General features: G+C 68.5%; 20 protein-coding genes. 1 reads left to right on the top strand and 19 read right to left on the bottom strand.

Features of this window, described 5'->3' with window-relative positions:
• Positions 1-26: 26 nt before the first annotated feature.
• The 16 genes from KDY119_RS06115 to KDY119_RS06040 all read right to left on the bottom strand — a co-directional run bounded on the left by KDY119_RS06115 (position 27) and on the right by KDY119_RS06040 (position 14,480).
• Positions 27-443: a hypothetical protein gene (locus tag KDY119_RS06115; protein ID WP_036951798.1), complete on the bottom strand. Its 417-nt coding sequence runs from the start codon at positions 441-443 to the stop codon at positions 27-29.
• Positions 444-489: 46 nt separating this feature from the next.
• A complete protein-coding gene (smpB, locus tag KDY119_RS06110) occupies positions 490-960 on the bottom strand; it encodes an SsrA-binding protein SmpB (protein ID WP_036951801.1) in 471 nt (156 codons plus the stop codon).
• 132 nt (positions 961-1,092) lie between these two features.
• Positions 1,093-2,556, bottom strand: a complete 1,464-nt coding sequence (locus KDY119_RS06105) for a M23 family metallopeptidase (protein ID WP_153022071.1) — start codon at positions 2,554-2,556, stop codon at positions 1,093-1,095.
• Between the two features lie 13 nt (positions 2,557-2,569).
• Positions 2,570-3,484, bottom strand: a complete 915-nt coding sequence (gene ftsX / locus KDY119_RS06100) for a permease-like cell division protein FtsX (protein WP_036951802.1) — start codon at positions 3,482-3,484, stop codon at positions 2,570-2,572.
• Positions 3,481-4,176, bottom strand: a complete 696-nt coding sequence (gene ftsE, locus KDY119_RS06095) for a cell division ATP-binding protein FtsE (protein WP_036951805.1) — start codon at positions 4,174-4,176, stop codon at positions 3,481-3,483. Before ftsE ends, ftsX begins: the two co-directional genes overlap by 4 nt.
• Positions 4,177-4,334: 158 nt before the next feature.
• The gene (gene prfB, locus KDY119_RS06090) at positions 4,335-5,450 is read right to left on the bottom strand and encodes a peptide chain release factor 2 (RefSeq protein ID WP_036951807.1); all 1,116 of its coding nucleotides are present in this window, start codon (positions 5,448-5,450) and stop codon (positions 4,335-4,337) included.
• Between the two features lie 95 nt (positions 5,451-5,545).
• The gene (locus KDY119_RS06085; RefSeq protein WP_036951810.1) at positions 5,546-5,977 is read right to left on the bottom strand and encodes a hypothetical protein; all 432 of its coding nucleotides are present in this window, start codon (positions 5,975-5,977) and stop codon (positions 5,546-5,548) included.
• A 339-nt stretch (positions 5,978-6,316) separates the two neighbouring features.
• Positions 6,317-6,772, bottom strand: a complete 456-nt coding sequence (locus KDY119_RS06080) for a pilus assembly protein TadG-related protein (protein ID WP_227994542.1) — start codon at positions 6,770-6,772, stop codon at positions 6,317-6,319.
• A 419-nt stretch (positions 6,773-7,191) separates the two neighbouring features.
• Positions 7,192-7,749, bottom strand: a complete 558-nt coding sequence (locus KDY119_RS06075; protein WP_051136680.1) for a hypothetical protein — start codon at positions 7,747-7,749, stop codon at positions 7,192-7,194.
• 2 nt (positions 7,750-7,751) lie between these two features.
• Positions 7,752-8,432, bottom strand: a complete 681-nt coding sequence (locus tag KDY119_RS06070; RefSeq protein WP_051136681.1) for a hypothetical protein — start codon at positions 8,430-8,432, stop codon at positions 7,752-7,754.
• Positions 8,433-8,605: 173 nt separating this feature from the next.
• Entirely contained in the window at positions 8,606-9,178 is a 573-nt protein-coding gene (locus KDY119_RS06065) for a hypothetical protein (RefSeq protein WP_036951819.1), read from the bottom strand.
• Positions 9,179-9,194: 16 nt separating this feature from the next.
• Positions 9,195-9,545: a hypothetical protein gene (locus KDY119_RS06060; RefSeq protein WP_153022070.1), complete on the bottom strand. Its 351-nt coding sequence runs from the start codon at positions 9,543-9,545 to the stop codon at positions 9,195-9,197.
• Positions 9,542-10,330 (bottom strand): transposase family protein, encoded by a 789-nt coding sequence (locus KDY119_RS06055; protein ID WP_036944245.1) that lies wholly within the window; start codon positions 10,328-10,330, stop codon positions 9,542-9,544. Before KDY119_RS06055 ends, KDY119_RS06060 begins: the two co-directional genes overlap by 4 nt.
• A 68-nt stretch (positions 10,331-10,398) precedes the next feature.
• Entirely contained in the window at positions 10,399-11,124 is a 726-nt protein-coding gene (locus tag KDY119_RS06050) for a hypothetical protein (protein ID WP_194174362.1), read from the bottom strand.
• A 999-nt stretch (positions 11,125-12,123) separates the two neighbouring features.
• Entirely contained in the window at positions 12,124-12,831 is a 708-nt protein-coding gene (locus KDY119_RS06045; protein WP_036951829.1) for a PaeR7I family type II restriction endonuclease, read from the bottom strand.
• A gap of 2 nt (positions 12,832-12,833) precedes the next feature.
• Complete coding sequence (locus KDY119_RS06040) at positions 12,834-14,480, bottom strand: Eco57I restriction-modification methylase domain-containing protein (protein WP_051136682.1); 1,647 nt, start codon at positions 14,478-14,480, stop codon at positions 12,834-12,836.
• Between the two features lie 75 nt (positions 14,481-14,555).
• Between KDY119_RS06040 and KDY119_RS06035 the strand changes: the two genes are divergently transcribed.
• Complete coding sequence (locus tag KDY119_RS06035) at positions 14,556-15,149, top strand: hypothetical protein (protein WP_051136683.1); 594 nt, start codon at positions 14,556-14,558, stop codon at positions 15,147-15,149.
• Positions 15,150-15,537: 388 nt separating this feature from the next.
• Here KDY119_RS06035 and tnpB read toward each other — a convergent pair whose 3' ends face one another.
• The 3 genes from tnpB to KDY119_RS06020 all read right to left on the bottom strand — a co-directional run bounded on the left by tnpB (position 15,538) and on the right by KDY119_RS06020 (position 20,035).
• A complete protein-coding gene (gene tnpB, locus KDY119_RS06030; protein WP_036952759.1) occupies positions 15,538-16,740 on the bottom strand; it encodes an IS607 family element RNA-guided endonuclease TnpB in 1,203 nt (400 codons plus the stop codon).
• A 146-nt stretch (positions 16,741-16,886) separates the two neighbouring features.
• On the bottom strand, positions 16,887-19,175 hold the full coding sequence (locus tag KDY119_RS06025; protein ID WP_227994541.1) for an oxidoreductase: 2,289 nt from the start codon (positions 19,173-19,175) through the stop codon (positions 16,887-16,889).
• The gene (locus KDY119_RS06020) at positions 19,172-20,035 is read right to left on the bottom strand and encodes an SDR family oxidoreductase (protein ID WP_083890935.1); all 864 of its coding nucleotides are present in this window, start codon (positions 20,033-20,035) and stop codon (positions 19,172-19,174) included. Before KDY119_RS06020 ends, KDY119_RS06025 begins: the two co-directional genes overlap by 4 nt.
• Positions 20,036-20,038 lie beyond the last annotated feature (3 nt).

Below are 20,038 nucleotides of genomic sequence, written 5' to 3'. Positions count from 1 at the left end.
CCGCCGAGCGGTGCCGCGCGCCGCGCTCAGAGCTTGCCGCGGCTCACGGAGTCGACGAACAGGCCGGCGGCGATCCCGACGAGCCAGGTGTCCTTCGCCAGGCCGATCCCTTGCGGCGACGGGCGGACGCTCCCGTCGCGCGTCGCCCCCGGCGTCTTGACGTACAGCCCGACGAGGCCGCCGGAGAAGGCGCCCAGGGCCAGCGAGACGAGCACCGTCGGGATGAACGGCACGATGAGCGCGACACCGAGCGCGATCTCCGTGTTCGACAAGGTCCGGACGAACTTCGCCGGCTCCCAGTCCGCGAGGAACGGGTAGGCGGCCGCGGCCTGGCTGTGGAGCGCCGCGGCGTGCTCGTCGTCGACGCTGCGCTTGTCGAGCCCCGAGCTGAGGATGAACGCGCCGGCAGCGAGCCGTGGGAAGAGCTGGTGCAGCTTGATCATGCAGCCAACGTACGGCGCCGCGCCCGATTCGTCACCCGCTGCGACCTCAGGTCAGCTCGCGGTGCCGCATGGCCCGCTGCGCCTCCATGTTGTCCTGCCGCTCACGCAGCGTCTGGCGCTTGTCGTACTCCCTCTTGCCTCGCGCGAGCGCGATCTCGACCTTGGCCCGGCCGTCGAGGAAGTAGAGCTGCAGGGGGATGATCGTCTGGCCCTTCTCGCGCGTGCGCGCCTCGAGCCGGTCGATCTCCGAGCGGTGGAGCAGGAGCTTGCGCTTGCGCCTCGGCGCGTGGTTCGTCCAGGTTCCCTGCGAGTACTCGGGCACGTACACGTTCTCGAGCCACGCCTCGCCGCGGTCGACCAGCACGAAGCCGTCGACGAGCGATGCCCGCCCCTGCCGCAGCGCCTTGACCTCGGTCCCGCTCAGCACGATCCCGGCCTCGAAGACATCCTCGATGACGTAGTCGTGACGGGCCTTGCGGTTGCTCGCGACGACCTGGCGGCCCGTGTCCTTCGGCACCGTGCTCAGCTCCTGACGTGGTGTGGCCCGACGACGCCGGGTGCGCCGTCCGATCCGACCGACCAGCCTACGTGACCTGTCCCCCGTCGAGCGCAGGTTTTGTCGTCGGCGAACGGGCCCGGGACGACGCGGTCAGGGCAGGAACGGCATCGGGTTCGTGAAGCTCCCGTCGAGCATGACCTCGAAGTGGAGGTGGCAGCCCGTGCTGAGCCCGTAGGTGCCGGCGTGCCCCACGACCTGGCCCTGGCTGACGTGCTGCCCGTCCCGCACCACGTAGTTGACCATGTGGTTGTACGTGGTGAAGAGCTCCTTGGAGCCGTAGGCGCCGTTGTCGACGACGACACGGTTCCCGTACCCGCCGAGCCAGCCCGCGTAGACGACCGTGCCCGACGCTGCGGCCTTGATCGGCACGCCGCACGGGGCGTGGAGGTCAACACCCGAGTGGAGCCGCCACACGTGCAGGATCGGGTGCAGACGCATGCCGTAGGGCGATGTCACGTACGTGTTGTCGACCGGCCAGGCGAGGCGTCCTGCGGCGACGTTCGAGCTCCCGCCCGACGACCCGCCGGACGACCCCGAGCCGGAACTGGAACCGGAACCGGACGAGCCACCGCCCGAGGACTTCCCCGAGCCGTTCTTCTTCCGCTGCTCAGCCTGCTTCTTGGCGAGCTCCTCCTGGCGCTTCTTCTCGGCGGCCGCTCGCGCGGCGTTGCGCGCCTTGATCTGCTGGGCGATCACAGCGACCTGGTGCTGCGCCGAGGCCGTGTCCGACTCGTTCTGGTCGAGCGAGGTCTGCGCGGCCTTCTTCTCCTTCTCGACCGCTGCGGCCTTGGTCTTCTTCTGCGCCTGCAGGTCGTCGAGAGCGGACCGGCGCTCTGCCGCCGCCTGCTGGGCGGCCTTCGCCTCCTTGACCTTCTCGTCGGCCTGAGCCTTGAGGTCGGCGACCTGCTGGCGGACCGCCTCGAGCCGGACGGACCGGTTCTTCGCCACGGCCTCGGTGTCCTGGAGCGACCGTAGCTCGCGTGACTGGGTCCGCGAGACGGTCTTGGCGAGCGCGTAGTCGTCGACGAACTGCTGCGTGCTCTGCGCGCCCGTGACGACACCCAGGCTCGTCAGGGCACCGTCGCCCCGCATCGCGCGCCGAGCCATGGCGGCGACGTCGTCGTGCGCCTGCGTGACCTGCGTGGCGCCTTTCGCGACCTGACCCTCGAGCGCCTTCTCCTGCGCCTGCGCGTCCGCGAGCCGCTGCGCGAGGAGCTGCTGAGCCCGCTGGGTCGCCTCGACCTTGCCGTTGGCGACGTCGAGGTCGGCCTGGGCGACGGGGATCTTCGCCTCGACGTCCTTGAGCTCCAGGTAGACCTTCGACAGGGCGGCGGACGTGTCCTCGAGCTCCGACTTCAGGCTCTCGTTCTTCGCCTCGAGCGCCTTCTGCTTCGCGACGGCCGCAGCACGCCGGTCGTCGAGGTCGTCGGCGTGCGCCGCGACGGCCGAACCCGCGAGCAGGGCCGCGCCGACCGCGCCCGCGAGGGCACGGGCGAACCACAGCCGCGCCGTCGGGCGGGGCCGCGGGCGCGCGGCCGGTCGGGGAGACGTCATCAGGCTTCGCATCTCACACCCTCGTGTAGCGCCGCAGGGTCAGGACGCTCGCCAGTGCCGCCAGCACGACGGCGATCGCGAGCAGGACAGGCGCGATCGTCAGGACGTCGCGCTCCGTGACGTACGGCGCCCAGGTCACCGACCGGGCCAACCAGTCGTCGACGAGGTACTTCACGGCGAGCCACAGGCCGCCGATCGCCAGGCCCGCGCCCAGGAGGGCGGAGATCGCCCCCTCGAGCATGAACGGCAGGTGCACGAACCAGTTGCTCGCCCCCACCAGGCGCATGATCCCCGTCTCGCGACGGCGGCTCATCGCGGACAGGCGGATCGTCGTCGTCGTGAGGAGGACGGCCGCGAGGAGCATGACGGCCGCGAGGCCCGCCGACAGGTAGGACGCGCGGTTCAGCGCGAGGAAGAGCGAGTCGAAGATCCGGCGCTCGTCCTGGACGTACTCGACCCCGGGCCGGCCCGTGACCACGTCCGCGACGACCTGGTACTGCGACGGGTCCTTGAGCTTGATCCGGAACGACGCCTGCATGTCGTCCTTGGTGAGCTGGGTCCCGTTGTACCCGTCGGGGTAGCGGGTCTGGAACTCCTTGAAGGCGTCTGCCTTGGACTCGAACGTCACCTTCTCGACGAGCGGCGCCACGTCCGGCGACTTCATCAGCGCCGACAGCGCGTCGATCTGCTGCTGCGTGGCCTCGCCGCTCGAGCAGCCGGCCTCCGTCGAGCCCTGCGGGCACAGGAAGACCGAGACCTCGACCTTGCCGTACCAGTCGTCCTGCAGCTTGCCGATCTGCATCTGCAGCAGCGCGGCAGCGCCCACGAACGTGAGCGACACGAACGTCACGAGCACCACCGCGACCACCATGGTCACGTTGCGGCGCAGCCCCTGGCCGATCTCCGACAGGACGTACTGGAACCTCACGCGATGCGCTCCGATCCGTAGGCGCCGCGCGACTCGTCGCGCACCACCTCGCCCGTCTTGAGCTCGATGACCCGCTTGCGCAGCTCGTCGACCATCTCGTCGTCGTGGGTGGCCATGACCACCGTGGTGCCGTTGCGGTGGATGCGGTCCAGCAGGCGGGTGATGCCGAGGGACGTCGTGGGGTCGAGGTTCCCGGTCGGCTCGTCGGCCAACAGGATCGGCGGGCGGTTCACCATGGCGCGGGCGATGGCCACGCGCTGCTGCTCGCCACCCGACAGCTCCTCGGGCAGCCGCTTCTCCTTGCCGTCGAGGCCCACGAGCTCCAGGACCTCGGGCACCCGGAGCCGGATCGAGTGCCGCGGCTCGCCGATCACCTGCAGGGCGAACGCCACGTTGTCGAAGACGGTCTTGTTGGGCAGCAGGCGGAAGTCCTGGAACACGACCCCGATCCCCCGCCGCAGCTGCGGGACCTTCCAGCTCGACAGACGCGACAGGTCACGTCCCGCGACGTACACGTGACCGCCGGTCGGGCGCTCCTCGCGCAGGATCAGGTGCAAGAACGTCGACTTGCCGGAGCCTGAGGCACCGACGATGAACACGAACTCGCCGCGCTCGATGTCGACGCTGACCCGGTCGAGCGCCGGACGGGCGCCACGCGCGTACACCTTGGTGACGTCGTCGAAGCGGATCACACCCGATCACCCCTCCCGTGCTGTCGTCGCCGGCGCCCCGCGGCGCGCTTCACCGCGCGCTGCCCGCGCACGGCGGCTTCGACACTAAGCACGGCCCCGAGCCCGCCCGACGGCGACACGCCGGGGCGGCGCTTGCCTGAACGGCGGCTGGACGGCGGTCAGGAGGCCTGCGACGCACCCCGGCGCCAGCGGATCCCGGCCTCGATGAAGTCGTCGATGTCGCCGTCGAACACGGCAGACGGGTTCCCGACCTCGTGCTCCGTCCGCAGGTCCTTGACCATCTGGTACGGCTGCAGGACGTAGGAACGCATCTGGTCGCCCCAGCTCGCCTTGATGTCGCCCGCGAGCTCCTTCTTCTTCGCGGCCTCCTCCTGCTGGCGGACCAGCAGGAGGCGCGACTGGAGCACGCGGAGCGCGGCGGCGCGGTTCTGGATCTGCGACTTCTCGTTCTGCATCGACACGACGATCCCGGTCGGGATGTGGGTCATCCGGACCGCGGAGTCCGTGGTGTTGACGGACTGCCCGCCGGGTCCCGACGAGCGGAACACGTCGACCTTGATCTCCGACTCGGGGATCTCGATGCTGTCCGTCTGCTCGATCAGCGGGATGACCTCGACCGCGGCGAACGACGTCTGCCGACGGCCCTGGTTGTCGAACGGCGAGATGCGGACCAGGCGGTGGGTGCCGGCCTCGACGGACAGGTTGCCGTACGCGTACGGCGCCTTGACCTCGAACGTCGCCGACTTCAGGCCGGCCTCCTCCGCGTAGGAGGTGTCGAGGACCTGGGTGCCGTAGCCGTGGCGCTCCGCCCAGCGCAGGTACATGCGCAGCAGCATCTCCGCGAAGTCCGCGGCGTCGACGCCGCCCGCGCCGGCGCGGATCGTGACGACGGCCTCGCGGGCGTCGTACTCGCCGTTCAGCAGCGTCCGGACCTCGAGCACATCGAGGTCCTTGCGGATGGCGGCGAGCTCGCCCTCCGCCTCGGCAAGGGTTTCCGCGTCCCCGCCGTCCTCGGTCCCCATCTCGACGAGCGTCTCGAGGTCGTCGATCCGGCTCGCCATGTTCGTGACGCGGTCCAGCTCGGCCTGCGTCTGCGACAGCGCAGTCGTGACCTTCTGGGCGGCCTCGGGGTCGTCCCACAGGTCGGGGGCCGCGGCCTGCTCGGACAGCTCGGCGACCTTCTTCTCGAGCGCCGCGGGGTCGCTCACCGACTCGATCGACTCGAGGGTGGTACGGAGGGCCCTGATCTCAGCCGGGAAGTCGATGGTCGCCACGAGGTTCTACCCTACGCGACCACGAGATGCGGACGGGCCGCCCTCCCCACGCACGAGAGACGGCCCGTCCACCCCTCGTGGGGGCGGTGCGTCGGTCAGTTGCTGGGCGCGATCGACACGATCCGCCACTGCGAACCGCCCTGGTCGTCCGGCGTCACGTTGACGAGCCACTCGTCGTACGTGACGGACGACGGGTCCTTGCCCGCGTCCTCGATCTGCTTCTTCGCCTCGGCAGACATCCCGGTCTGCTTCTCGACGAACGCGACGACGTCCTTCTCGTCCTTCGACACGTTGAGGCTCACCTGGCCGTGGTACGCGGTGACCTTCGCGTTGGGGAACTTGTCCGCGATCGCGTCGCTCAGCTCCTGCGCCTTCACGTCGGCGGGGCGCTGGGTCGCACTCTCGGTGGACGCGGCGGAGGTCGTGGTCGACGACGAGGACGAGGAGTCGTCGTCGGAGCTGCACGCCGCGGCGCCGAACCCGATCAGGGCGGCGAGGGGCAGTGCGATGAGGGCTGTCTTCTTCATGGGAACGGGCTCCTTCGTCAGTTGCGTATGCGATCTCGTCACGTCACCGCCGACATCCGACGCCCTCAGGAACCGCACAGCACGACGCAGCCGCACACGCCACCGACGCGTCAGCTCTGGGGACAGCTCTGCAGGACGAGGTGCGGGCCGCGCGACGTTGCGACCATCCGGCGCGGTGCGGCTGCACTGGCCCCGGTGAACTGCCGGGCCAACGACGTCGGACCGCCGACGCCGGGCCGCACCCTCGAACGGGATGCCAGGACCAAGTTAACACCGCGTTCACATACGGCTCGCACCGAATATCCGGGTCCGGTCGGTATCGACGGTCGGGAGCGCGCGTCAGTCCGCGCGGGCGCGGGCGTCCGCGGTCACCACGACGCCACCGGAGGACGCCGCGGTCGCCCACGTCAGCAGAGTCGGGCGGACGCGCGCCCGCAGGACGACCTCCGCGGTCCGGCCGTCCGGCGTCGGCGCGTCGACGACCCGGACCTCCTGGTATCCGTCGAACAGCTCGGGCGAGTCCGCGAGGACCGCGTCGACCGCAGCCTGGACGTCCGCGTCCGAGATCACGACCTGCGGGGTCACCCCGGCGTCGAGCTGGTCGAAGTACCGGCCACGGTCGAGCCGGTCGGCGGCATCGAGCGCGATCTGGTCGGCAGCGTCGTACAGGCGCTTGCGCTCCAGGTGGACCGACGACGCCGACGCGACCGCGAAGACCAGCGCGAGCGCGAGCACCACGACGCCGATCGTGAGCAGCATGATCTGACCGGACTCCCGGTCCTCCCCGCGGTTCACGGCCACCCCGACAGGTCCGCGTAGCGCGGGAAGGTGCCGTGCGCGGTCGCCTCGACGGGCACCGCGAGCGGCACGTGGGCGCGCACGAACGCCGGCACCAGCGGCAGCGCCACTGGTCCTCGACGTCGGTGCGAGCGGCCGATGGTTCCCTGCGGCGCTCGCAGGGCGGGTACGACACTCACACAGGACGTGGTCTGTGTGGAAGTTGCTTCCGAACGCTGGTGACCTGGTCAGGTGGCTTCAGCGCATGGACGACGGACAGCGGGCCATCCTGGAAAAGTTGGAGGCCATGTCCAAGGACTACGTGCAGCGCACCGAGTGGGACCAGTACCGGACAGACCAGGAGCGCCGAACCACGTGGCGGGAGAAGCGTCAGGACGGCCCAGGAGACCCGACGCATCCCGTGGACGGCCGTGGTGTCAGATCTCGCTGCTCTTATTGCGCTTGCGGTCTCGCTTCACATCATCGGCTGACGCCAGGTCCGCCTTCATCGCCGTCAGAATGTTCCGGCGCTCGCTAATCACGTTGCTGGACCGGACCTGAATCGACGAAGCCCATAGGACGACGCTGGTCTTGCCGCGGTCCGGCAGTGTGGAGCGGCGGAGCATTTGGTTCACCGCTTTATCAACTTCCTTCGAGCCAAGCAGGGACACCATGCCCGCGGTGTCAAGAGTCTGGACAAAGGTATCCTGAAGGTGATCCGCCGCTTCAACAAAGGCACCTGACGGTTCCTTTTGTGTGCTGGACGCCAACATCATGAGACCGCGTGGTTCAGACTGAAGCGCACTGCTAACCGCGCTGAGAGCTATAGCGTACTGGCTTGTCGCTGCTAGCAGCGCACCATACGCCGCCTTGCGCTCTTCACGCTCTCTATCTGCCTTGTCGCGTTCGTAGCGTCGGTCCTCAAGGTATGCCTGACCGAGTGACCCAAGAACCGCACCGACGATCACACCGACGATGGACCACAACGCCGCCATAGCTACTTGTCGACTCTCTTGTCGGAGAGGCCGACACCCGCGCGCAACGTGGTCATCACTTCAACTGATAGATTGCGCGCCTTCCTTGCGTACTCCCGGCGCTTCTCCAAGCCCCCTTCGTCATCGCGGAGATTTCCCGCATAGACCTGGACCATGAAGGCGTCGGATGAGACAAGACCCGCGGAGAGCCGTATATCCGTTGGGATGTAGAGAGCATGGCCCTCTAGAGCGTCGTCGATTGCCCGAACAGCCGCTTCCAGCAATTCCAGTTGCCTTTCACCATAATTGCCCAACGTAGTACCCTCGACTCCCATTGCAAAATAGCCCAACGGGCTGGCGACACTGGTCAGTGCTCCAGCAAGCCTCTCGTACGCGACCCGTTGATCGTCCCGTAGCCGCCGCGCCAAATCGAGTTCGAGGTCATGGGCATGCCGACGGTCCTCGGCCTCTATAGCTGCGGCTGCCCGTCGATCCTCCGCAGCAATCGCATTCGATGCGCGGACGTTCTCCGCGTGAATCGCGCTCTGGGCACGGGCGTTCTCGGCGTTGATCGCGTTGACCCCGCTTCGCCACACCGTGAGAATCACGCCGACCAAAGCAAGGAGGGGGGCGAGGATCGACACGGCAACAGCTGGCGTGAGCCAGTTGTACCAGGGACCGTGCGAGGCGGCAACGAGAATCATGGAAGCACCTTAGTGGCGACCGCTGACGGGCGATGGCTCCCAGACCTTCGACTGGCTCTTCGCCATCCACTCCCGGACGCGCCGATGCCTGGCCCGTCGGGGCCAAAGCAGGACACCCGGGATATGGCACGAGCTCGCCCGCCGGGGGTAATGCCGCATCGACCGGACCACGCCTAGGCGGCGATCCGAAGCTCTCGACTCTCGGGCCGCTGAAGGTCGTCATCGGCCTCCCGGACGGCCGGATCGACGTTGTCCTGGTAGGCGCCGAAGACCGTACCGACGATGAGCAAGATGAGCAGAGCAACGTACAGCGCAAGGCCGACCGACAGGCCGCTCCAGACACGCTCTGGCGGAATCTCAACCTTCGCCAACACACTCGTCCCGGTCGCGAGACAACAGGCCACCACGCCCACAAGCGCATGGGCCGCAGTGGCATCGACGGCGCGCCGAGCGGGCGCCTCGGAGACCGGGCGATCCGACGCACGGTCATCGAGACGGGTTCGCCAGCCAGCGATCTGCGCGAACACCGCGATTAGAACGCCGGTCAGGAGCGAGAAAGCCGCAATGAGGGTGTCCGCGACACTTCGAACACCCCAACTCTGCCAGATCGCAACACCCGCCGCCATCACCGGTGCTCCGTATAGCACCGCGCGTGTCACCCACCGCGGCGCTCCGCCACTGTGGTTCTGGAGGTTGCTCAACCCCTGCCAGTGACGGGCGAAGAGCTCGACGAGCGCTCGCAGCATAAGGCCTCCTCCCGACTCAGATCGTTATATCAGTGCCATCCGACAGAGTCCCGGCCAGCCCGAGCCGCACCCCGTCGATCCATGCATCGTCCGCCGGCTGAACATCTGCAGCCAGTGGATAAGTGAAGAGCGCCCGGATCGAATCGGGCCGGATCGTCTTGGATCTGCCGTCTTCTGTCACACGGATCGATGCATCGTCAAACCGAAGGCCGCCGGCGTCGAGCGTCTCAGGATCATATCCGGCAATCCGCTCGATACGGACGACGTAGTCAGAGTCACTCGCACGCTCCGTCCAGCCCAGTGCCACGTTGATGATGCCGTCAAGTGCGTACTTTCCCTCGACGTTGTAGGTAAGAGCGTTATTCACGTGGCTTGGCGGTAGAACTCGAGGTTGACGATCATGTGGATCACGCTTGGTAGTTCGGTCAGGCGTCCGCGGTAGCCGGCGGACAGGGTCTTCCACTGTTTGAGCAGCGCGATGGTGCGTTCGACCGGGGCGCGCAGGGACGAGATGTGACGGTTGTGCTCGCGGTCCGCGTCGGTGCGGGGCGCGCCCCTGGTCTTGCGGCGCGGGGTCAGGCGGGTGTGCTTGACGTAGGCGGTGTCGGCCAGGACCGCGACCGTGCGGCGCGTGCGGGCGGCGGTGATCTGTTCGGCCCAGCCGACCTCGTCCAGGGCGCGGGAGTCGTGCCGTGATCCGGGCACGGGGGCCGAGACGTCGGCCAGGGTGCCGTCGAAGAACGCGGCGACCTGGACGCCGAGGGCCTGCTTGCGGTGCTTCGCGTTGAAGTTGGTCGTGCCGGTGCCGGCCCTGTTTCCGGTAGGGATCGGGGTGCCGTCGATCAAGACCGTGCCGCGTTCGAGGGCGTCGCGCAGGTGTCGACGGTCCATCGCGGTGACCTGCCCGATGATCGGCATCAGGTACCGCCAGATCCGCGAGACGGTGGGCTGGGCGATCCCGAACAGGTCCCCGGTCAGCTGTTGGGCCAGGTTGTGACGCACCTTGATCAGGATCATCGTGACGGCGCGTCCGAACCCGAGCTCGAACTCGTACCGCTCGGGTCGGGGTCGGCCGGTGTGGACCTGCCAGGCGCGGGCGATCAGCTCGGTCGTCTGGGCGGGGGTCAGCCCGCACGTAGAGTGGTAGCGCATCGGTCCTTCGTTCGTGCTCGATCCTGGCGTAGACAACCTGGATCAAACCGGACGCGAGGACCGTTGCGCTACTTGCCTGAACTTGACCCTGACCAGCACCGACGCAGGTCAGGCGCCAGCAGCCACACGACCCGACCACAGCCGCTGAATAACGCTCTAAGCTTCGCCTTTACTCCTGCACCACGTCCAGGCTCAGCCGGCCGCTTCTGGGTCAGCTCGGCCTGAACCTTCTCGGCGTTCTTGAGCATCGCGATGATCCGCGCCCTGTCGGCGACCTGCTTCCACTTCAGCCGGAACCACGCGTTCTTGTCCCGCTGGTACGACGCGTAACCAAGCCAGGGCAGGAGCATCACATCAGGGCAAGTTGTCCCGATGGCCTCAACAGCGATCCGCCCAACCTTCCCATGTTCGGGCAGAAAAAACATGGCGCGGTACTCATGGACCGCCGCTGCGTCATGGAGATCGATCGATCCTGATGGGCCAATGGCCTCGCCATACTCTCCATATCGTCCAAACTTGAACTTTAGAAACAGACGGCGTCTGTCAAGCTCGCGAGCCTCCACTATCTGCATCTGAGGCGTCCGAAGATCGGGGAATGGCGCGGTTTCCCACTCCTCAGGATGCTGCAACTTGGGGATGTCGGTCAACAAGCCCCGAGCGCCGAGGTCCGCGGTGAGCGCGACCAAGACATCAATGAGGTGCTCTTGCGGCGCCAACGGGCCGTCAATCTCGAGGTGCGCCCGTCCTGTCGCACCCTGGGTAGCCCAAAGCTCATACACGCGAAACCCGTACATGTCCCCCCTGCTCGTCGTCGAAGCGTCTGACGCCGGAACGTAGCAGGGGCAACCAAGTTGCGCCATAGCCAGGAGGGCAATTTCACCCGAGTGCCACTCCGACATGAGCTGACACACTCGCTGTCTTCAGCCTGCACGCCCTGCACCGTCGCCGCCCGTCCGCGAATCGGTACGTATTCTCGGGCGTGTACTCGTGACCGTGGGGGCAGTGGGTCTTCGCGCGCTGGTGCTCGCCACCTGTCCGCGCCTCGGTCGACCCGTGCCGCCAGACACGAAGGTAGTGAGCATGGCACATCCCCTTCGCCGCCGCGCGCGTGTCACACCCGTCCACGCTGCACACCACTGGGGTCCTCGCATCCCATCCGCGAACGTGCTCCCGGATCCGATCGGCCTGCTCGTCCGTCAAACTCCATGCCGGGCCGCCGCGTTTCCATCCCCAGGTGCGCGCGAGTCGTGCGATCCGGTGTTCGCGAACGCCCAGCTCCTCCGTCAGCTGCCGCACCGTCCACACAGTGAGCAAGCATGTCACAGGTCGCGCGTCGGCAGTTTGGCGACCTATCAAGCGCCTGCCACAACCGTCGTCGCGTACCCCGTCGTCGCGCGAGGAGCTGGCTCGACAAGACCAACGCCGTCGAACGAAGGATCAGCGAAAGCTCACCCCCGGCGGTTTGGCTTCGTCGACCGGCGTGTGTAAGGAGCTCCCACATGGTCGCTCCAAGGGGCGCACGTTGCTGCGTTGCTTGGACCTGCACGGCGACGGTCGCCCTGAGGGCGTGCTCGTCTGGCACCCCAGAGCTGCGCCCACGGCTACCGTGATTGGCACGGTCATATCGACTTTATGTTCCAAGGCGCACTCGACCGAGCGCGTCCGCTACTCGGTAACGACTTGGCGGCATGTGGGGCCAGGTAAGTGACCTGATCGGCACTGCCCGGACGTCATCGGTACTTCGAAAGCCACAACCAGCAAGCGGTTCGCAACTACTTCGCGCGGCCCCGAGACTACGCGAGGCCCTTGATGTATTCCACGCGACCCGCGATGGCGGCGGTCAGATTCTTCGTCGAAACCTCTTCCAGCGGCTCGGAGTGGATCCCCTTGCCTTTCTCGGCAGAAATGAGGCAGGCCGCGTCGTAGAGCCGCTCCTTAACCAGCCGGTCGAACAGGATCGCGTAGCGGTCTGTGTAAGACGTATCGCGGAAGCGCTCATCGACCGGAAAGATCGGCACGCCGCGGTCCCGGACAGACTCCAGCGATCCTTGTGACCGCTCCAGAACCATGATGAAGCCGAGCCACGGCCTCACGCGGCCGAGGTGCCCAGCCTCGTATGCGCGCCAAAGGTCCACCGCGTTGCCGATGGCTTCCTCGGTCCGGTTGTTAAAGTTGTTGCCGAACGAGCCGGATTGCGACTTGCACTCAATTGCCGCGATCAGGGTGTCGCCGTAGGTCACGACGATGTCCCAGTTCTTCGCGCGCCGATACCAGCCGGGAAGCGTGAGGACGCCCGTGGAGCGCACCTTCGCACCAATCTGCAGGAGCGGTTCGAACTGCTCAGCAACTAGCTCCTGAAGCGGATCGAGGTGTTTTCCCCCCGTGGTCGATCCCCGTGTGCCGGCGTCGATCCTGCCGGATTCGATCTGCTTCTGTGTTTGCAGGTCGCGTCCCGCCCATAATGCGCGGATCGCAGCGTCATAGTCCTCAAAGGTCGTCATGGTCACTCTTCCGTGTCGGACGAAGTCAGGACGTCGTACGCGGCCGGGTCGATCCCGTATGCCTCGGCGGCGGCCACCGTGGCTGCGTCGACGTCGCGGTCGGCAAACGCTGTGCGCAGCCGTCCGGCGAGATCGTCGGAAATCGATTCCGGGCCAGGGACACGGATCTTCTTGAGGTACTGCGCCTGGAAGCGCAGCGTCCCACCACGCATGCGAACGCAGTAGGCCTCGATGAAGGCTTGCGCGACGCGGGAGAGCAGCAGGCCCCCGAGCACCTCCATGTCCCAGGTCGTCGACACGACGTAGTACAGGTTGTGGTGCGGGTAGAAGCCCCCCGGCTCCAGGACGGGGTGGATGTGGGCCTTCATGTCCTGAAGCAGCAGTTTCGGCTGGGCGGTCAGGTCGGCGTGAACCTTGTCTATTGTGCGGTGCCACCGGTTGGGGTTGTTGCGGGCGACAAAGCGCTGCTTGAGCTCCGGGTGACCGGCGAAGTGCTCCGCCATACGCGGGTAGTCGGCTAGATCGACGAGGTTTCCGTCGACATCCCACGGATTGACCAGGTAGTTGCCCTGCCAGTCGAAGGTTCCCGACATAAGGTCCCTGCGCATGGCCAGCGGCAGCATCCGGTCGGCCTCAGCGGCCTTCGGGTTCTTGGTCACGTACGCCCTGTCGTTGCCGGTGGCGACTCCGATCGAGACCTTTGTGCCGGTCTCGGGATCGTGGAGCGAACCGAATCGGTCAGTGAGCAGTTCCACGAGGGCCAGGCGCGCTGGCGACCCGGTCGGCCACAGATCGTCGCCCGCGAACCAATGGGGCAACCTGTGGGCCTGGACGCCGACGTCGGTAAAGTCCGTTAGCGACTCGTCGCCCGACCACTTGACCAGCGCGGAGGCCGAGCTCTTGCTGAACTCGGCAGTCGTGTCAGCGACGACTGCGGAGCCCTGGCGACGGTTGGCCAGCACCGTGATCGCCGGGTAGGCGGACACCTCGGACTCGAAAGCGTCGACGTCGTGCATGGTCCAGACGTGCTCGACCGCATAACGCTCGGCGACGAGACCGCGCAGCCCCGCCCCGTACTGGTTGCGCATCCACCTATCGGCGCAGATGAAGCCAACCCGCCCTCCGGGCTTTAGCATCGCCAGGCTGCGCTCGATGAAACCGACGTAGATGTCGCCTCTACCCTTCATGGACGACCATGTGGCCCGGTAGGTCGCTGCCGTGTCATCATCGAGGTCGTCGTAGCGGATGTACGGAGGGTTACCGATGGCCACGTCCGCTGTCCGGTCCTCCACCTGATCGAGCAGGAAGTCTGCGTGCCGCACCCACGTGCGAGCGAGGTTCGCAGCAGAGCGATCGCTCATCCCAGCGTCAACCAGGAGCCGACGGCACAGCTCGCGAGAGGCTGCGATGTGGCTTGCCTGCAGCTCGTAGGCCCGCACTGCATCGGTGAGTGAGGCAAGCACGCGGCCGTGAGCTTGCGCCGATTCAATGAGGCGCTCGACAGCGGGCCCGAGGAACGCGCCCGACCCACAGGACGGCTCCAGCAGATGCATCGTGCCGAGGTCGCGGTCAACGGTGTATCCGGTGAGGTCAAGGAGGGTCTCAACGACCCAGCGGCGTGTGAAGACTTCTCCGTACTCGATAGGCACCCGCTCACCCTAGTGCTGGCATCAGACAGGGGTGACACGCTGCTCCGCGGGCGTTCGAGGGGCACACTGCATGGCATGAGCACGGACACAGAGGTCGGCCCGGACGCCTTCGCCCGCGAGGGCTTTGACCTTCAGGTGCGCATCACCGGCATCGATCGCACCGAGGCCGACGCCGACGTCTTCCTTCGGACGTTCTCTGCCGTCGTCGACGCCTGCAGCCCGTTGCAGATGGTTGAGATCGGTATGGTCCGCGGCTGGATCGGCTGGGGCGCGCTCGACGAGGACGTCCAAGACGCTGCCGATGCCATCAGTTCGGACGCCGAGGCACTGGGGGCCACTGCCGCCCAGATCATCGGCGCCCATCCCGAGCAGTGGGTCGACTCCGTTGTGCTCGTCGACCGGATGCACCTTGAGCCGCGGTGGCGGCATCAGCGCCTCAGCGGGCGGATTCTGGCGGATCTCATCGACCTGCTTCGCCTCGGTCGCGACTCCACAGTCCTCGTCCTCCAGCCCGAGCCCCAGAAGCCGTCCGGAGGGCCGTACGACGACGGGGCCAAACGGGACGCGGCACTGCACTCGCTACGCCGCAGCTACGCAAATTCCGGCCTTGAGGCCTGGCGCGATGGCGACGTGTGGTGGTGGCCCTGGGAGCCCACAACTACTGCGTGACCGACCACCTCCTCGACCTCCCGGTCGTCGACGTACGGTCGGAGCGGGCCGAAGCCGGCGACGACGTCGAGTACCCGCTGGGCGACCCCGCGGGTCGCCCAGCGCCGGGACGAAGCCCTGCGCGATGGGCTCGTCATTGTCGCTCAGCGCGTCGGCGACGAGCTGCCGTGTAGCCGCCGCGTCGCCCGTGGGGGCGATGCGCCGGCAGCGCACGAGCTCGCGCATCTCGCGCGGTCGGTCCCGCCGTTCACTCGACCGTTCGAGGAATCTCAAGTGATTCTCTCTTCCTGCTTCCTTGGCCTCTGCCCTGAAGGTTCAGGGTCTGACGTGGCCTCCACGGGCGTTTTGGGTCTCCGGGGAACTGCCCGGCGACCGTGAGTCTTGTGTGTCAGGCGGCGAGTCGTAGGAGGTTGAGGGCGGCTGTGTGGTCGCGGTCGTGGGCAGTCCCGCACGGGCAGGTCCAGGTCCGGTCGGCCAGTGTGAGACCGGGATGGACGTGCCCGCAGGCGTAGCAGGTGCGGGTGGAGGGGTACCACCGGTCCGCGACGATTACCTTCGACCCGTACCACTTGGCCTTGTACTCAAGCTGCCGGCGAAACTCGGCCCACCCGGCGTCGGCGATGTGCCGGGCCAGTCGCCGGTTACGGACCATGCCCGCGACCGACAGGTCCTCGATCACGAGCACTGAGTTGGTTCTCGTCAGTGTCGTGGTGAGCTTGTGCAGAAAGTCGGCCCTGGCGTGGGCTACGTCCAGATGGACGCGCGCAACCGTGCGGGCAGCCTTGGCGCGGTTCGCGGAGCCATTCCGTTTGCGTGCCAGGGCCTTGTTCGCCCGTCGCAGCCGGCGGAGCTCGCGCCCGAGGTGGCGCGGGTTCGCGACCTTGGTCACCTTCCCGTCACCGTCGGCGACCGTGGCGAACGTCTTGATCCCAAGGTCGATCCCGACGACCGCGGCGCCCGTGGGTACAGCCCGGCGAGTGTTGAGGTCGGCGCGGTCGACCTCCACCTGGAAGGAGAGCCACCACCGCCCGGCCCGGCGCTCGAACCGTGAACCCAGAACCCGGGCCCGCCCGTCGGCGATCCGATCGGTCAACCAGCCCATATCCTCGCGCACAGCGACCTTCCCGACTGTGGGCACGTGCACCGACCGCGCGGTGGCGGGGTAGGCGGTGCGGGCGTCGAACCGGCAGGTCGCGCCATCCTTACGCCGCCTGAACCTGGGGAACCCGACGCGCCGACCCTTCCGGGCGCCGGCCTTTGACTTAGCCCAGTTCGACAACGCCGACGCCAACGCCCGGCACGCTTCCTTCGGAACCCGTGAGGACAAACCCTCGCCGGTGAACCACGGGTAGACCTGGGCGTGTGTCCGGCGCCAGTACTTCTCCAGCTCGGGCGCCGACCATGAGGCCGCGGGCGTTAGTTCACCTTCCGCCAGCCCGTAGGTGCGCTCAGCGGCCCGCTGCCCCATCACAGCTTTGACGTGGGCCAGGCAGTGATTGAAGACAACCCGGTGTAGGCCAGCGTGCTGCGCTAGGCGGTCCGCCTGAACAGGATTGGGCGCAAGCTCGACTCGGAACCCCTGCAACGTCACAAGGTCACCCTCCCACTCGGCACCGACACCGCTGCGAACAGCGCTGCCACCCTCGAATCCGCACGTCGGCGCGCAAACCAGCACCCACACAATCGGTGCAAACCGTTACGATCCATCTGTTGTCCACGATGCGAGATCAGATGGGGTCAGCGAGCGGAGTTGTCTGGAGGGGTTCCGGGGAGGAGCGCACGAGCCGCCGCGAGGCCTTCGCGGGTCGCGCGGACCGCGTCGAGCGTGCGGGAGTCGCGCGCTCCCCCGACGACGGCGCACGGAACCCCGAGGCGGTCCAGCTCGCCCGCCAGGCCGGTGACGGCCTCCTGGCCGGCGCACACGACGACGGTGTCGGCGGGGACCTCGCGAGCCGCGCCGTCGGCGTCCACGATCTCGAGCGAGCCTGGCCGGATTCGCGTGTACGAAACGCCGGTCAACATCTGTACACCGGCGTGCCGGAGAGCTCCGAGCACGACCCATCGCGACGTCACGCCGATGCCGGTCCCGATCTTCCCGGACCGGCGCAGCACGGTGACCTGGCCGCCGGGCCGGGGCTGCGCCGTCGGGAACCGGGCGGGCGGCGGAGCGGCCCAGCGCTGGCCGTGTCCGGCGCCGACGAGTGCCATGTCGAGCTCGAGCCCGAACCGGTCGGCGAACCGCGCGGCGCGCGCCGCCTCGTCGTGCTCCTCGACGAGGAACGTCGCGACGTCGACGCCGACACCTCCCCCGCCGATGATCGCGACGCTCCCGGCGGGCATGCCGTCGCGCAGGGCGGTCTCGTAGTCGACGACGTGCGGCAGGTCAGCGCCGGGCAGCCCGCCAGGCCCGGCGTCGAGCCGACGCGGTCGGACCCCGGTGGCGACCACGACGCCGTCGAACCCGACCAGGTCCTCGACCCGCGCCCGCACCCCGAGCCGCACGTCGGCCCCGAGCTCGTCGAGCTCGGCGGTCAGCCCCGCGACCGCCGCGGCGTAGTCCTCCTTGCCGGGCACGCGCGCGGCGAGCTCGAGCTGCCCGCCGAGCACCTCCCGCGCCTCGAACACCGTCACGGGATGCCCGCGACGCGCGACGTCGACGGCGGCAGCCAGCCCGGCGGGCCCGCCCCCGACGACGGCGAGCCCCCGTCCGACCTCCGCACCCCGCCGAGCAAGCGGGTTCCGCACCGACCAAGCTTGATTCCCCCGCTTGCTCGGCGCAGAACCCGCTTGCTCGGCGAAGGTGGATGCGCCGTCGGCAGGCAACGGAAGCTCCACCTCACGTCCGGCCCGGGGATTGACGAGGCACGACACGCGCTCCCCGACGAGCGACCGGTCGATGCACGCCTGGTCGCAGCCGAGGCAGGTGGTGACGAGGTCGAACCGGCCGGCGAGGGACTTGGCGACGACGGCGGGGTCGGCGAGGAAGGGCCGGGCGAGCGCGACGGCGTCGACGGTGCCGCGGGCGAGGACGGTCTCGACGTCGCGCAGGTCGGTGAAGCGGTTGCTGGCGATGACGGGGACGTCGGGCCGGGCGCTGGTCCGGACGGCGGCGGCGACGCGTTCGGCTACGGGGATCCAGGCGCCGTGCGGGACGGCGGACTGGACGGTGGGGACGGTGGACTCGTGCCAGCCCACCCCGACGTTGACGGCGTCGGCGAGCGGCTCGTCCGGGGTCCCGACGAGCTCACGCACGAGCGCAGCGACGTCGTCGGGCGTCGAGGATCCGGGCATGAGGTCGTCGCCCGACACCCGGACGAGCACGGGGACGCCCGGCCCGACGGCGGCGCGCACGGCCCGCACGACGGCGAGGGGGAACGCCCGGCGACGGACCGGATCCCCGCCCCACGCGTCGTCGCGCAGGTTCGTCAGGGGCGAGCAGAACTGGTTGAGTAGGTACCCCTCGGACGCCATCACCTCGACCGCGTCGAACCCGGCGGCGACGGCCACGCGGGCGGCGTCGGCGAAGTGCTCGACGGTCGCGAGCACGTCGTCGTGGGTGAGCTCGCGGGGTACGGCTCCGCGTGCCGCCCGCCAGGGCACGGGCGACGGTGCGACCGCCTCCGCGGGCTCCCCGGACTCCCCCACGACCTCGGAGAACAGCGCGTACCGCCCCGCGTGGAAGAGCTGGGCGGCGATGCGCCCGCCCGCCTCGTGGACCGCGGCGGTCACCTCCGCCAGCGCCTCGCCGACGCCGGGCGCGGTGAGGACCGCGTAGTCCGCTCCCCCGCGCCCCGGCCCGTCGACCGCGAGCCCGCCCGTGACGACGAGCGCCGCGCCGCCCTCGACGCGCTCGCGGTAGAACGCGGCGAGGGCCCGCGAGTCGGGCACGGCCGACCAGGCGCCCGGCACGGCGACGCCCGCCGCCTCGAGCCCGGTGTGCATGGAGCCGAGGAGCACGCGGTGCGGCAGCTCGAGGGTCCCGAGCCGCCACGGTCGACGGGTCAGCGCAAGCGGGTCGGCGCTCACGCCTGCTCGGGCGCGGCGGTGCCGTGGGCGTCGAGCGCGTCGTCGGCGCCGAACACGGCGGCCCGCAGGTCGCCGGTCGTGTCGGCCCAGAACGGCGGCGCGACGACCGTGAGCCCGCCGTCGACGGACAGCACCTGCCCGGTGATGTACCCCGCCTTGTCCGACAGGAAGAAGTCGACGGCGTCGGCCATGTCCTCCGCGGTGCCGGGGCGCTGGAGCGGCAGCTTCTCGAGGACCGACTCCATGGGCGCCATGCCGGGGACGCGCTCGTAGAAGTACTCGAGCGAGTCGGTGTCGATGAGCCCGCCGTTGACCGCGTTCACGGTGATGCCGCGCGGCCCGAACTCGGTCGCCATGTAGGTGACGTACGACTCGGCCATGGCCTTGGCGGCGCCCAGCGCGGCGTAGGTCGGGAACGCACGCAGCGAGCCGTAGCTCGACAGGTACACGATCCGACCGCCGCCCGTCATGAGCTCCGCGGCGCGCTGCGCACCGAGCACGAACGAGCGGACGTTCATCGCGTACGACCGGTCGAGATGGTGCAGCTTGAGCGCCGCGACGGGCTTGAACGCGGACGCGGCGGCGTTCGCGACGAAGTGGTCGATCCGCCCGTAGCGCTCGCGGACCGCGTCGAAGAGCGCGTCGATGTCGTCGGGCGACTCCATGTCGGCGCGGACGACGAGGCCGTCCGCCCCGGCGGCGCGCACCTCGGCGAGGGTCTTCTCGGCGAGGTCCTCGTTGGTCTTGTAGTTGACGACGACGTCGACGCCGCGCTGCGCCAGCTTGAGCGCGAGCACCTTGCCGATGCCGCGGGACGCGCCGGTGACGACGGCGACGGGCGCCGAGTTCGGGGTGGTCATGCC

Origin of the sequence: Luteimicrobium xylanilyticum (assembly GCF_009429125.1) — a bacterium.
GTDB classification, from domain to species: domain Bacteria; phylum Actinomycetota; class Actinomycetes; order Actinomycetales; family Cellulomonadaceae; genus Luteimicrobium; species Luteimicrobium xylanilyticum.
Note: the sequence above shows the minus strand (reverse complement) of the source record. Positions and strands in the feature narration are given on the sequence as shown.

Coding starts and splice junctions, on each gene's coding strand:
- KDY119_RS06070 (WP_051136681.1), bottom strand. CDS start 8,432: ATGATTCTCGTTGCCGCCTCGCACGGTCCCTGGTACAACTGGCTCACG.
- KDY119_RS06105 (WP_153022071.1), bottom strand. CDS start 2,556: ATGACGTCTCCCCGACCGGCCGCGCGCCCGCGGCCCCGCCCGACGGCG.
- KDY119_RS06020 (WP_083890935.1), bottom strand. CDS start 20,035: ATGACCACCCCGAACTCGGCGCCCGTCGCCGTCGTCACCGGCGCGTCC.
- KDY119_RS06050 (WP_194174362.1), bottom strand. CDS start 11,124: ATGTACGGGTTTCGCGTGTATGAGCTTTGGGCTACCCAGGGTGCGACA.
- KDY119_RS06075 (WP_051136680.1), bottom strand. CDS start 7,749: ATGGCGGCGTTGTGGTCCATCGTCGGTGTGATCGTCGGTGCGGTTCTT.
- KDY119_RS06045 (WP_036951829.1), bottom strand. CDS start 12,831: ATGACGACCTTTGAGGACTATGACGCTGCGATCCGCGCATTATGGGCG.
- KDY119_RS06035 (WP_051136683.1), top strand. CDS start 14,556: ATGAGCACGGACACAGAGGTCGGCCCGGACGCCTTCGCCCGCGAGGGC.
- KDY119_RS06065 (WP_036951819.1), bottom strand. CDS start 9,178: ATGCTGCGAGCGCTCGTCGAGCTCTTCGCCCGTCACTGGCAGGGGTTG.
- KDY119_RS06115 (WP_036951798.1), bottom strand. CDS start 443: ATGATCAAGCTGCACCAGCTCTTCCCACGGCTCGCTGCCGGCGCGTTC.
- KDY119_RS06055 (WP_036944245.1), bottom strand. CDS start 10,330: ATGCGCTACCACTCTACGTGCGGGCTGACCCCCGCCCAGACGACCGAG.
- KDY119_RS06085 (WP_036951810.1), bottom strand. CDS start 5,977: ATGAAGAAGACAGCCCTCATCGCACTGCCCCTCGCCGCCCTGATCGGG.